The organism is Paraburkholderia sp. SIMBA_027 (assembly GCF_046535315.1).
Lineage (GTDB): Bacteria > Pseudomonadota > Gammaproteobacteria > Burkholderiales > Burkholderiaceae > Paraburkholderia > Paraburkholderia tropica.
Genome location: NZ_JAWRWY010000010.1, coordinates 1 through 12,277, shown reverse-complemented (window position 1 = coordinate 12,277; position 12,277 = coordinate 1). Strand labels below are relative to the sequence as shown.

Here is a 12,277-nt window from a genome sequence, read left to right as displayed (position 1 = left end):
TAGCGCATGGCAAAGCTAAGTTACCGCCAGGTTGTCGAACGTGCCATGCGCGATCTAATCAAGCGTGGCGTCACGAAAACTTCCCTGGCTCGCTGTATGTCGGAACTGCGCACCGCATTCCCAGACTCGAAAGACCTGGAGAAGAAAACGGAAGCGATGTTGACGCGGGTTTACGAGTCTTCGAAACGTCAGGCCGCGATTTCATACCTCAAGGCGAAGAAGCAAAAAGACGATGCCGCGATACATGACGGGGGCGAAGCGCATATGCCCGTGTTCACGCGTCGCGACCTCGATGCACGCGCACGGGAACTACTCGACCGCAAGATTATGGAAAGCGTCAACCTGATCGTTTTGCGCCGGGAAACCGAAATGAACGCTTCCCTAGCCCGTTTCAACGGCTGGGCTACCTCGCTGGGCGACGAAGGCCCTGCAACCGTCCTGAAGGCGCGTAAAACCAAGGTAGGCGAAAAGATCGAAGTTCGCAACGGGAAGCATGTTCGCGTTCCTGTGTGGGAAATGAAAATGTCCCGCGTTCCCGTAAATGGTACTAAGGGAGTTGGCGGGGTTCAACTCGAACTTTTCCCCGAAATCGCAAACGTGGTGAAGCCTTCCCAGAAGCTTCAATACGAATACCGGCGCGTTGCGAACGATCAAGGCCACAAGTTGGCCGCTGCCATTGGTGAAGCCGTGGCCGAAAGCCAGCAAGCAATCGGTTATGTGTGGCACCACCACTTTTCCAAAGGCCCCCGCACTGATCACGTCGCATTAGACGGGACCGTGCTTCTCTACAAGAGTAGCTGGGCGGCGCAACGGGGGCTTATTCAGCCCCTTCCGGGGACCGATTGGGCCGAAGACCTGGGAACGAAACCAGCGCTCGAAATCAATTGCCGCTGTACGGCTCAATACCTGTACACGCTGCGCGCATTGTGGCGTCGCGACCCTCGATATCTGACTAAAGCTGGCCTTGCGAAGCTGGGCGAAAAATAAATATTCCCGTCCACCAGAAAACCGGGGGTATGGGAATAATTTTATGGGAAAGGGAGGAATTTTCCCATGAAGACAAAACCAAGTAGTTTGCTGATGGCGCTTGAACGTCGGCGCACGTTGCCTGACGCACTGCTTGAGACAGACATTATTACGGGCTTACGGACGGGCGAATTACCTTCCCCTACCCGTTTGGGAAATAGCCTCTATTTCCGAATGCGAATGACGGGAACCGGGCCAGTATGGCGCGCCCAAAGCGGGAACACATACCGCGACCCCGCCCAATACATTAATCGTGAGTTTGTTTCAGCGTGCGTAGGTATTCCGCTGGTAATGGATCACCCCGCCTCTGGCCGCATTGGTCCCGATGACAAGATCGTTGGAACCACGGTGGCCGCATACACCTATCAAGCCCCCGAAAGCCCGCCTGAAGTGTGGGTTATCTCGCGAGTGCTTGACGGTGGCGCACAAGAAACGCTGCTCAATGAAGTTATGAGCACTTCCCCTTCTGTAATCGTTGGCGATTCGCCAGATGGATTCTCGGAAGGTGCGCCAATCGTGCTTGACCATTTGGCGCTCGTAAAGCAAGGCGTCTGGGATTTGGGCGGGCCGCCTGAGGGTATCGACCAGGAACAGATTTTTAATGATTCATATGATGAGGTTTCACAAATGACCAAAGACGAAATGCGCGAACTGATCCGCGCAACGGTCGCTGAAAGTCTCGCGGGTAAGGTCCTGGCCGATTCATCGCCGGAAGACTTTTCCGCGAAGGTTGACGCGCTGGTATCGCAGAAGCTGGATTCAGCACTGGCCGCACATAACCCAGCGGCCCAGGCAGATAAGGATTCATATGAAGCTACTTTACGCCGTCGTTTCCAAGGATAACTTCGAAGTGCGAAGCATTATCCAATGGGACAACAAGCAACCAAAAGCGCCGAACGTGGGTGAAGGGTTCACGGCTGTTATCAGCCGTGGCGCGCAAGTGGGTATGTTCTGGGACCCGAAAACGGCAACGTTCTATGAACGCCCTGCCCCGGACCCTGAGCCAGAACCGGAACAGGAACCCGAACCGGTCAAAAAGCCAAAGCTGGACCTACGCAAGCTGTATCCGAAGGAAGAAAGCGCAGCGGCGGAAACCACTGTCAACGTGGGGTGACGTATGGCCGTACAGATCGCTACCCCGGATTGGGGTTCTGCATATCCAAATACCGCAGAACAAGCCGCAATCCCCGCCGTTCCATACCTTCAATACAACGATGACCCGAACATTGCGGCATTTTTCGATGCCACGAACACGATGGCTCAGGAATACATTGATTGGTTTAACTCGATCAATCTTCCTGTCTACGCGGGGAATACCCAGCTTACCGGCGCGCTACTCGATTGGGTCCTGACCGGCCTATACAACATGCCGCGCCCCGTCCTGCCGTCGAATCTTTCGCAGTCAATCGGCACGTATAACAGTTTTGAGTTCGATACTGAACCGTATAACGACTATGTGCCGTCAGCGGTTAGCGAATCGTTCGCGACCACAGACGACGTGTACAAGCGCATCGCCACCTGGAATCTTTATACGGCTGACGGAACCGCGTTCACTATCAGTTGGCTCAAGCGCCGTATCAAACGATTTCTCACGGGCGTAGATGGTTCGGACGCCACTTCCAGCGTTGGCGCGAGCACATACGTAGATAACACCTACGAAATCAGCGTGACATTCACGGGCAATCAAGAGTGCACGATCACGGTTGATACGACCAACGGTAACGCCGTTATGTGGGACACCTTAAAAAGTGCAATCCGCAGTGGTGCTTGCCAAATCCCGTTTATGTACCAGTTCAACCTTATCTAAAGAGGCGCGCATGCGATAGAGCACGTGCAGTAAGGATTTACTATGGCAATCGAACTAACAAGTAACAATGCAAAAACCACGCTGGAAGCAAGCTTGCCTGCCTCTGGTACGGGTTCTACTACCCTGGTAGTAGTTTCGGGAACGGGTTCCCTGTTCCCACAACCGGGCACCACGAATTTCCCAGCGGGTTCGTCCACCTTCTTCCGCCTTTCCCTTACTGACTCTGCCACGCAATCAAAGCGTGAAATCGTGTACGTAACGGCGCGCGTTGGCGACACTATGACGGTTACGCGCGGACAAGACGGCACGACCGCGCAGGATTGGTCCGTTGGCGATATCGCGGGTTTGTTCGTGGTGGCCGGAACGCAAGCGAACGTTTTGCAAGCAGAGCAAGCCCAGGCGGGCTATATCAATTACGCGGTTGCGGGGGGCACCCCTAACGCGATTGTTGCCACCTTTAATCCGGCGCTGATCGAAAACCTGACGCCTGGGTTGGTCGCGAAAATTCAGATTAACTCAAACAACACTGGCGCGGTTACGTTGAACCTTGACGGGTTCGGCGCGCTCCCTGTCGTGAATGCTCGCGGCGCTGCACTGACGCCTAATGAACTGGTGGCGGGTATCGTCTATAACTTCACGTATAACGGGCAGCGCTTCAGCGTGGATTCGTTCCCGCCTGATTTGCTGCTACAGGATTCGAGCACGACCGCGAACACGATCATTGTAACCACGGGTCTTTCACTTACCCAGATTGGCCGTGGTTTCGTGATGTACGTGACGGTGGCGAACACGAACACGGGTTCCGTAAAGATGACGATTGACGGAATCCCCGGTATCGCCGTTTTGTCCCGTGAAGGCGCGAACTTCCAAACGAATGTACTGAAAGCGGGCAGCACGTACCGACTCGTTTACAACGGTACTTCATTTATCAGCGACGCGCAAAACCGAACTGACGCCCAGGTTGGTGAAGTGCGTATGTGGTCTGGGGACCCTACACAGATTTCAACCGTTTGGGGATTCGGATGGCACCTCGCGGACGGAACCAGCGGAACAATCGACCTCACCAACAAATTCGTTTTGGGTGCGGGTAAGACTGTAACGCAAGGCGCAACAGGCGGTTCACACACAACCACGCTTAGCGTTGCGAATCTTCCGGCGCACTCACACGGGATCGTTGATAGCGGGCACTCGCACGGGATCACTGATCGGGGCCACTCTCACGGCGTTACGGATAACGGCCATGCTCACGGCGTAGCTGATGGCGGGCACTCGCACGGCGTTAATGACGGCGGGCACTCGCACACGGTCAACCGTGGCGGCTGGTGTCAGGCCGGACAGGATAACGGCGGCGGCGCAACTGCTTCAGCGTCGAATCAATACGGCACGTATTCCGGCGCAATGAGTAGCGTTACAGCAAGCGGCGCGAATATCAGCATCGCAGCGTCAGGCACGGGTATCGGCATTTATGCCGCAACGGCCAACGTTGCAGTCCAAACCGGAACCACTAGCGTTGCAGTGAATTCGGGCATAACCGGAATCACAGTATCGAACACTGGTAGCGGCGCAGCGGTAACGACTACCCCGCCCTATTACGCGATGTGCTTTGTCATGTACACGAACGCTTGATTCGCCGGACTTCTAATAATTCTCGGAGATTTTTATGGCGAACCTAACACCGGTCGCGGGGTGGGATTCAGTCCCTGAACTCGAAACAGATACGAATGCGCTGGGCGGGCCAGGTGGCCCGATGAATACCCAGGCTCAGGCGCTTCTGGATCGAACCGAACAATTGAACCCGGATAATCTGCCCTCGCGCGCAGGGTCCTATAACGGCGCGGAAATCTTCACTATGAAGGTTGGCCCCACATGGGTTCAAGGGAACGTGACTGACATGCTCACGTACCTTAGCAATAACGTTTCTGTTGACCTCGCCCAGCTTGCCGATTCTGTCAACCAGGCGAATATCGCCGTATCTCAGGCGCAGACCTACGCAACGAGCGCGTCAACCAGTTCAGGCACTGCAACTACTGAAGCAACCACGGCAACGAATGCCGCTAACAATGCAGCGGGTTCGGCTACGGTTGCCCAGGCGTGGGCGTCGCAGGAAACGGGCGTTGTGCAGGGTACTAGCCTTTATTCCGCGCGCTACTACTCTACGCAGTCGCAGTATTGGGCGGGTATCTCGCAAGCCACAGCGGCATCGCCTACCACGTTCGATCCTGCCTATAAGGCTTCAAGTATCAGCCTGAGTAGCGACAACCTCACTGCCACCTTTACCAGCGGACAATCGGTAATCCTCGGTACGGTTGGATATGCGACGGGCCAGCACTATTTCGAAATCACCTTCACCAGTGGCAAGACCAGCGGAAACTCTAGTATAGGCATCGCGCCGAACACTGAACCGCTTGATAGTCAGATCGGCTACGACGATAGCAATGGTGCGGTGGGCGCATTCCAGACAAGCGGTAACGTATATATCATGGGTTCGGAAGTCGGGAGCGTAACCAGCTTCGATACCGCTGGTGACGTTATGGGCGTTGCTGTCGATTCAGACCGCAAGCTTATTTGGTTCCGCGTGAATGGGGGCGAATGGAATGCTTCGTCAACAGCGGACCCCGCAACCGCAACGGGCGGCATTGCGTACACGCTTGAGGGCGCAATTTACCCCGCTCTTTGCACCGATTCATCGGCAGTTTTCACGGGTAACTTTTCCGGCAACTTCAAGGCGAACATTCCAGCGGGGTTCAAGTCGTGGGCGGCGGATGCGTACCATTACGTTGTCCCCTACGCCACCACTACCACGCCGGGTATCGTCAAGACCGGTGCAGGCGTCACGGTCGATACGCAAGGTACGTTGTCCGTTGATACGTATTACGACATTTCGACTATTCAGGCGCAAGAAACGATCACCATTGATCTTACAACGCCGGTTCCTGGCTATCACGTGGTTCTTAATTCGGCGGCGGCTACGTTCTCGTTTGCGAATCTGAGTCTTCCCACAGGGAAGGCGCTTCGCCTCACGTTCTATTTCGAACAAGGCACGGGAAACAACACCATCGGAACCTGGGATAGTTCTATCAAGTGGGTTGGCGCAACGCCCGTGTTTGCCTTCACCGCAGGCGCACGAAACGTTATCGAGTTCGAAACGATTGATGGCGTGACTTTCGCCGGGTACTACGTCGGCCAAATCAACTAATCGGAGGCGCAATGCGTCCAGGTCTAGCAGTGGCCACAGGGGCCGCAAAACAAAATGTAACCAGTATCCTGTACGGCCTTGATAACTTTCTTACGCGCCATACGGGTGACGTTGACGACGCCGGTACAGACGTGTCGAACAAGTTCATCATTAACACTGACGGGGTACTTGCGAATAACCTGCACTTTGAAGGTGGACCGCAAGACTACACGCCTACGCAGTGCGCCACCACTGAAGGGCAATCCCTTCTGATCCTCGGTTACTACCATGCGTACAAGGGTTCCGGGGACCCGCAATTTTTGGCGAAGGCTGAGTATTATTTCAACGCCTATGCGAAATACTTCTACGGTGGCGTTGCGGTTCCGAACCCGCCAGATATCTATCGCGCTAACTGGATGGCGAACGGCAAGAACCCTTTTGAGGTTTATGGCCCTTCGTCGGGTAACGCGCCTGGCGTGGACAACTCAGAAAGTCCTGGCTTCTACGGACAACCCGTAACGTTCGTGAATGGGGTTGGACAAATCCCCACGGGCGTTCCGAATTCCGGGGAACGCCTGGTGAAGGTTTACGAAGTGTTCGAAGGGAACTACGCGTATGAATCAGTGCGCGCGGGTCCTGAGCATGGCGGGACCTCGCTTCCCTTCGCTTCGTTTGTCGCGACCAACGGGACGTGGGATAGCAACTACGATGCCGTAACGCCAACGGATGGGCAGGCAGTCGGAACGATCGTTCTGCAAGATACGACATTCAACGGAACGGCCAACGTTTCGTATGTGATTCATTCGGGCGTCATGATTCCTCGCAATGCGCTGTTTGACGTATGGCCTACGTGGCGTACTCTGACAACGGACGAATACGGCAACGCGATTGACGCCGAACAGTGGTTTTGCGAAGCGGCGCTTCTGCTATACAAGGAAACCGGCAACGAACTCTACAACCAGATTTACCAATGCTCGCTGAAGACGTGCCTGGAAGCTTCTGTTGTCGATGACGTTACTTACTACTTCCGCCAGGAACCCCAGGGAATTGATCCGTTCGATTACGGGATTTCGTATTCCTGGAGCTACACGCCAACGGATAGCGTTGTGACGATTACCCGGAATGCTGATGGGTATATCGAAGCGACGAAGACCGCCGAAACGTCTTCCAGCACGGGAACGGTAGCGCTTGAGCAAATCGCAGTGTTCAACCGTATCCAGAACGATACGGCCATGAATGTGACGATGGCAATTAACAGCCTGTCGGCGCGCACTGAGTTTCTTACGCTGATCGTGGATTCGGTGGACCAAACCACGGGTACGCAATACCGCTATCCCCTGCCCCCTGTCGTGATTTCGGAACCAACGGAATTGACGGTTGCCTTTAACCAGATGATTTCCGTTAATCAAAGCAACGGAAGCCCGGTTGTTCAGTTTGACGGAACGAACTTCGCGCCGTATGGCACGGGAGCAATTCAGACTGAGTTTTCCACGTTCTCAGTGGATGGCGTCACGTATAACGACTACATCGGCATTGCGACGGTTCCCGATAGTGACTCTGGCGTGGTGGCCGGATTCTGGCTGCTCGATACGCCTAACGCGCCGCTGGGTGCGTTGACTTATAAGACCCTCGCGGGGCAAATGTACCTGAGCGTTGACGATGCGCTTGGCGTGAAGTACACGTACGCGCTTCCCCAGGCCACGAATTGGACAACCCTCAACCTGACGTGGGATATGTTCACGCTCGCCCCGAACCAGCCGGACGGGTCTTCCGCAACGCCAACGCCTAATAACGCACTCACTCAGGTTCTTTTCGAAACGCCAGCGGGGGCCGCGCTCGCGAGTATTGCAACGTACACGTGGGGCGAAGTTCCGAAGTATTACGCGCCCAATGGCGAATGGTCCACGCAGTGGTTTATGCACGTTTCCGACTCTGCCGCCTTCACGTGGCTGGTTGGTGACGTGACGATTGAAGATCAAGTACCTGGGGACCTCGCTTATACGCCTGGCGTGGTTCCATTTTCGAATCAGTATTCACCATCGCTTCGCCGCAACGAATTCTGGCGGGGAACGCCGTACACGGGATATCAGTATCCGGTTAATTGGTTGAATGCCGATCTTCCCAAATACTACGCCAACGTAATTCAGTTCTGGTATGACGCGCAGCTTGCGTATCAAACCCGGATTGGCGTTCTGGGTCCGTTCTGCCCGTGCTATGTGTGGCCGCGTTATGACGACCTGGGCGAAGGCGCGATTGATACGTTTGATTGGGGTTCTGATCAACCTTACCCCTGGGCCGGTTACGAGTCACGCGCGTTTTATTCGGCCTGCCATCTATGGGCCGAACTCGTACGCCAAGGTAAGGACGTTGACCCCAAGTTGATCGCCATTTGCCAGAATTGGGCGTCTTTCCTTCTGGACTTCCAGACCAACAATGGCGGGCTGACGCCTTCGAAGTTTCCGCGCGACGCGCCACCATTCAACGATGGCTACAACCCGGACCCTACGCAGGATGACCCGGACAACGTGGGGCACATGACGGGCCTTTTCCTGTCAGGTTGCGTGGAAATGTTGAACGCTGGCGATACCACGGGCATTCCCCAGCAAGTCATTAAAGGACTGCTCACCCAGCTAAACCTGACCTACGTAATCGGTTCGGGCGATTACGCGGATATGAGCGGTTCTTTCTCCAGCTATGCCGGGGGGCATTACTTCTATGGATTCTGGGCCGGGGAAATCTTCCGGGGCCTGGGACTACTCATGGAATGGGTCGGAAAAGGAAACCTGATCCAGTAGTAACACCAGAAGCCGGGGTGCAATGCCCCGGCTTTTTTAGACCAAGGTTCACGAAATGAAAATTACATCGGATGCAGCTGCATCGTACGGGGGCGCGGCTGTTTCATTGGCCGCTGGATGGTCGCTTAGCGACTATGCATCAATCGTGGGCATCATGACCGCAGTGGTGACGTGCTTAGCGCACTTGTATTTCTCGTGGAAGCGCTCGCGAGATTACGAACGCGTTGCGGACGCCCGCGTTGCGGAAGCGAAGTCACACACGGCAAGAGAACCGGGGGGCGCACCAAATGGCTAAGCCCCTCGCAGGACTGCGTATAGCCGCGTTACGGGCGTTGGCGGGCGTGTCCGGGGCATCGGCCTTGGTTGCGCTCACAAGCGGTTCTGAGGGGCTATCCTTGAAGCCGTATCGGGATATCGCTGGAGTCAGTACCGTTTGTTTTGGCGAAACGAACGTGAAGATGAAAACGTACACGCTCGCGCAGTGCCAGGACATTCTGGCCGGTTCGCTGGCCGGGTACGCGAAAGGGGTACGCGCCACGGTTCCCGGCTTCGATTCGCTCACGCCGGGACAGAAGGCCGCAGCGGTCGATTATGCATACAATCGCGGTTTGGGTAGTTGGTCCCGCGCTTCCCTGCCTGGCGAACCGCCGTCAGTGCTGGACGCCTACAAGCGCCACGATTTCCCCGCCGCGTGCGACCTTTACCCCAAGTGGGCAATCATGAAACGCGCGGGGCGCTGGGTTGATTGCTCGGTGCGCTCGAATGGTTGTATGGGCATCTATACGCGTCGCATGAATGAGCGCGTACAGTGCCTGGGTTAAATCGAGCTTTCGCATTCTTCGGGTGACGCTTCCAGCACGGTCACGCCGTACTTAATCGCTTCCCTTACGGCATCGGTCAAGTCATAGCGCGTGTACAGCGCAAAGTCTTTCCACGTTTCCAGGTCAAAATACGTAGTCCTGAACTGCGGAATTTCGAACCACGCGCGCGCAACATCGGGGTCCAGGTTCGTTCGCCAGCACGTATATTCAACGGCGGTTTCCATCGTGCAGGCGTGGTATTCGTCAAAGTCCTGATAGTTCCGGCGCTTGTCCTCGCGCATCCACACGCAACCGTCAGGCAGCGCGGGAAGCGTCACGGCCTCACCTTGGGGCACGGTGATATCAAACGCGTAAAGACGTTCCTGGAAATCGTCTTCGTCAAGGTCCGCGCGTTCGGCTTCGATGGCCGCGCACAGTTGTTCCGGCGCGGGCTTCTCAGCGGACTTTTTTTTAGCGCCCTCGATTGCGGCGCTGGCTTCGTCCACGTTCGCGAGCGTGTACCAGCTAGTACGGTCCCACTTGTGGCCGTAGTTCCGCTTCACGATCACGCCCAGCGTGAGAAGCTTTTCGATGCCACGGCGCACCTGGTGCGGGCTGAACATCACCAGCTTTTCTGCGAGCGCGGCGCACGAATCGTAGGTCCAGTACCGGCCATCGCGCAGATTACGCCCGTGTTCCGCGTTCTGCTTGACCCAGAAACGAATGTGCTGGAGAAGCGCGGCAGCGCATGCGCCGTAGGCTTTGCCTTCGGTGGCGTCAATGTGGATCGTGGGGGAAGTGGAAACGGTCACGGCATAAGGAATCGAGTTCTGACCCAAAGGACTCTATCACCAACAATTCTCTTATGCAAATCCCTCTCCAATTATCCCACGAATTTTTCGTCGTGTGTGAATTTTTTTCAGACCTTGCGGCCGTCCGGGTTAGGGTCGTGCACACATGCGCGCACGCGCAACGCCGCGAAGCGGCGATGTGTTTTCCCTCTGAGTTCCTTCTGTAGTTTCTTCTGTAGTGAGAGAAGGCGGACGCGCCGGATTGACCTGTACACCCTGCCTTCTCCATTTGGCGAGCTTGCCCAACATCAAGCAGATTAGCCAGTCCGATTTCGGAGCTGCGATACAGATCGATTGATATGCCAAATGCATCACGTCACGCAAAGATTTGAGGTTCAACGAACACTTTCTACCTTTCACAAATCTTACGATGGCTATGCTGGGTTTTCTGAGCACCGCCCAGCAATCCCGAGTTGTATTTGGCCCGCATATAGCGGGCTTTTTTTATATGCGCGCGAAACTCGTCGCGCTGCAAAGTTGCTAACGTCTTTTGAGGTTGACACGGTGTTACGGTAAAGTGGCGACGATTAAAACCGTGATACCGAAGATATGAGCACGAATTTGTATTCATACGGCATACATCGCAATATCGGTGCCGGTGAACTGTTTTTTTATATCGCACTCGATAAAACCCGAGAGGAATTGGGCCTGGACGACTTGGCCGCAGCATCGGCAATCCTCCTGGGGCAGAACGACGTACCTGTTGGCGGCAAGCTCGCTGGTGCCGTCGCTGGCACCTCAGTTGTCTCGATGGCGGCTCGCAAGTTTTTGCCGTTCCGGGTAGCAGTTCGGTTACCGACCATCGTAAAGGCAGGCGCAGGAGGATTGCGCATCGCCATGACACGAAGTCTCGGTGCATTCGTGGGCCGCACTATTCCGGTAGTCGGAACGGTAATGCTTGGTCGCGACGCATTCTTGATCATGAAGAACACCGTTGCCACGTATAACCGTATGGCGAAGGCCGAAGACCGGATTCTTTGATATGGCAGATCAGATTTGGGAAAGCCTTGAGGCTTTCGCGCGAGAAGAACTAGGCCGCCCGCTGTTTGGACGCCTGGAGATAAAACCAGAATCGCGTATCGAAGAAGATTTACGCCTTACCGGTGTGGACGCGGTTGAGTTTATCGACAAGTGGGCCGAAAAATTCAAGATCGATGCGCCGGACGGATTCCCGTATGCGCGGTACTTTGGACCGGACTCGCTCGACGTTGTGCGCACCGTCGCAGGTTTGTTCTCAAAGAAGTTTCGCGACGCCCCGCTTGTGCCGATAACGCTGGGCATGCTCGCTGAGGCAATGCGGCGCGGCATGTGGAATACGGAAGAAATCGAAGCGGCTGAGGCTCGCCATTAAGGCACCAAACCGCCTGATATGGCGACCCAGACTCGCGTTTGAGCCGCTTCCCGGCAAATCGGAAGGCGGCTTTTTTCTTCAGATAATCGCGATTCGGTTAAGCCGGTCTACGATATCGTCAGTTTGGTTACCGTAGTTGCTTTCGATAATACGAACACTGGTTCCGGTTTGTTCGGCAACCGTGTAAATATTTAACCCTTGGGCGATTGCCTCAGTAATGTAGGTGTGGCGCATATAATACAAAACCGCGTCCGGAATTTTAGCGCGCTCGCGAGCTTCCCTAAACAGTTCCCCCCATACTCTAGCTTTCCAGCGCTCACCATTCGCCATTACCAACAGCGGCGCATTGCCGATTCGGTCTTTCGACTGCGCGGCGAAGAATTCGTTAGCCTGATTAGCAGGCCGTTGAAATACCTCCCGCAGAGGTCATCCTAGCGGGAGGGGTAAACGTTGAAACAAGGAATCGACCAAC

13 protein-coding genes are annotated in these 12,277 nt (G+C 55.3%); 11 read left to right on the top strand and 2 right to left on the bottom strand.

Translation table 11 applies throughout. From position 1 onward, the window contains the following. The first annotated feature begins 6 nt into the window (after positions 1-6). The 9 genes from SB764_RS19390 (at position 7) to SB764_RS19350 (ending at position 9,624) form a co-directional block, all read left to right on the top strand. Positions 7-987, top strand: coding sequence for a hypothetical protein (locus SB764_RS19390; RefSeq protein ID WP_410864404.1), 981 nt, complete (start codon positions 7-9; stop codon positions 985-987). A 66-nt stretch (positions 988-1,053) separates the two neighbouring features. Further along, positions 1,054-1,869 carry a hypothetical protein gene (locus SB764_RS19385; RefSeq protein WP_410864402.1) on the top strand — a complete coding sequence of 272 codons (816 nt, stop codon included), beginning with the start codon at positions 1,054-1,056 and terminating at the stop codon, positions 1,867-1,869. Continuing rightward, positions 1,835-2,140 carry a hypothetical protein gene (locus SB764_RS19380; RefSeq protein WP_410864400.1) on the top strand — a complete coding sequence of 102 codons (306 nt, stop codon included), beginning with the start codon at positions 1,835-1,837 and terminating at the stop codon, positions 2,138-2,140. Before SB764_RS19385 ends, SB764_RS19380 begins: the two co-directional genes overlap by 35 nt. 3 nt (positions 2,141-2,143) lie before the next feature. Next, a complete protein-coding gene (locus SB764_RS19375) occupies positions 2,144-2,833 on the top strand; it encodes a hypothetical protein (protein WP_410864399.1) in 690 nt (229 codons plus the stop codon). A 42-nt stretch (positions 2,834-2,875) separates the two neighbouring features. Continuing rightward, positions 2,876-4,459: a hypothetical protein gene (locus SB764_RS19370; protein ID WP_410864397.1), complete on the top strand. Its 1,584-nt coding sequence runs from the start codon at positions 2,876-2,878 to the stop codon at positions 4,457-4,459. A 121-nt stretch (positions 4,460-4,580) separates the two neighbouring features. Further along, positions 4,581-6,029 (top strand): SPRY domain-containing protein, encoded by a 1,449-nt coding sequence (locus SB764_RS19365; protein ID WP_410864395.1) that lies wholly within the window; start codon positions 4,581-4,583, stop codon positions 6,027-6,029. 11 nt (positions 6,030-6,040) lie between these two features. Then, positions 6,041-8,803 (top strand): hypothetical protein, encoded by a 2,763-nt coding sequence (locus SB764_RS19360; RefSeq protein ID WP_410864393.1) that lies wholly within the window; start codon positions 6,041-6,043, stop codon positions 8,801-8,803. A gap of 55 nt (positions 8,804-8,858) precedes the next feature. Further along, the gene (locus SB764_RS19355; protein ID WP_410864391.1) at positions 8,859-9,098 is read left to right on the top strand and encodes an HP1 family phage holin; all 240 of its coding nucleotides are present in this window, start codon (positions 8,859-8,861) and stop codon (positions 9,096-9,098) included. Then, the gene (locus SB764_RS19350) at positions 9,091-9,624 is read left to right on the top strand and encodes a glycoside hydrolase family protein (protein WP_410864389.1); all 534 of its coding nucleotides are present in this window, start codon (positions 9,091-9,093) and stop codon (positions 9,622-9,624) included. Before SB764_RS19355 ends, SB764_RS19350 begins: the two co-directional genes overlap by 8 nt. Here the strand turns inward: SB764_RS19350 and SB764_RS19345 are convergent. Then, positions 9,621-10,415 (bottom strand): hypothetical protein, encoded by a 795-nt coding sequence (locus SB764_RS19345; RefSeq protein WP_410864387.1) that lies wholly within the window; start codon positions 10,413-10,415, stop codon positions 9,621-9,623. The two genes, SB764_RS19350 and SB764_RS19345, sit on opposite strands and share 4 nt — an antisense overlap. Before the next feature lie 588 nt (positions 10,416-11,003). Here SB764_RS19345 and SB764_RS19340 point away from each other — a divergent pair. Together SB764_RS19340 and SB764_RS19335 are read left to right on the top strand one after the other, a co-directional pair. Continuing rightward, positions 11,004-11,435, top strand: a complete 432-nt coding sequence (locus tag SB764_RS19340; RefSeq protein WP_410864385.1) for an STM2901 family protein — start codon at positions 11,004-11,006, stop codon at positions 11,433-11,435. Between the two features lies 1 nt (position 11,436). Beyond that, positions 11,437-11,805 (top strand): DUF1493 family protein, encoded by a 369-nt coding sequence (locus tag SB764_RS19335; RefSeq protein WP_410864383.1) that lies wholly within the window; start codon positions 11,437-11,439, stop codon positions 11,803-11,805. A gap of 78 nt (positions 11,806-11,883) precedes the next feature. On the opposite strand, the gene SB764_RS19330 is transcribed toward SB764_RS19335, so the two are convergent. Continuing rightward, on the bottom strand, positions 11,884-12,135 hold the full coding sequence (locus SB764_RS19330; RefSeq protein ID WP_410864381.1) for a hypothetical protein: 252 nt from the start codon (positions 12,133-12,135) through the stop codon (positions 11,884-11,886). Positions 12,136-12,277 lie beyond the last annotated feature (142 nt).

What these genes read in the sequence shown, in the direction of transcription:
- SB764_RS19390 (WP_410864404.1), top strand. Translation starts at nt 7, where the DNA reads ATGGCAAAGCTAAGTTACCGCCAGGTTGTCGAACGTGCCATGCGCGAT.
- SB764_RS19385 (WP_410864402.1), top strand. Translation starts at nt 1,054, where the DNA reads ATGAAGACAAAACCAAGTAGTTTGCTGATGGCGCTTGAACGTCGGCGC.
- SB764_RS19380 (WP_410864400.1), top strand. Translation starts at nt 1,835, where the DNA reads ATGAAGCTACTTTACGCCGTCGTTTCCAAGGATAACTTCGAAGTGCGA.
- SB764_RS19375 (WP_410864399.1), top strand. Translation starts at nt 2,144, where the DNA reads ATGGCCGTACAGATCGCTACCCCGGATTGGGGTTCTGCATATCCAAAT.
- SB764_RS19370 (WP_410864397.1), top strand. Translation starts at nt 2,876, where the DNA reads ATGGCAATCGAACTAACAAGTAACAATGCAAAAACCACGCTGGAAGCA.
- SB764_RS19365 (WP_410864395.1), top strand. Translation starts at nt 4,581, where the DNA reads ATGAATACCCAGGCTCAGGCGCTTCTGGATCGAACCGAACAATTGAAC.
- SB764_RS19360 (WP_410864393.1), top strand. Translation starts at nt 6,041, where the DNA reads ATGCGTCCAGGTCTAGCAGTGGCCACAGGGGCCGCAAAACAAAATGTA.
- SB764_RS19355 (WP_410864391.1), top strand. Translation starts at nt 8,859, where the DNA reads ATGAAAATTACATCGGATGCAGCTGCATCGTACGGGGGCGCGGCTGTT.
- SB764_RS19350 (WP_410864389.1), top strand. Translation starts at nt 9,091, where the DNA reads ATGGCTAAGCCCCTCGCAGGACTGCGTATAGCCGCGTTACGGGCGTTG.
- SB764_RS19340 (WP_410864385.1), top strand. Translation starts at nt 11,004, where the DNA reads ATGAGCACGAATTTGTATTCATACGGCATACATCGCAATATCGGTGCC.
- SB764_RS19335 (WP_410864383.1), top strand. Translation starts at nt 11,437, where the DNA reads ATGGCAGATCAGATTTGGGAAAGCCTTGAGGCTTTCGCGCGAGAAGAA.
- SB764_RS19330 (WP_410864381.1), bottom strand. Translation starts at nt 12,135, where the DNA reads ATGGCGAATGGTGAGCGCTGGAAAGCTAGAGTATGGGGGGAACTGTTT.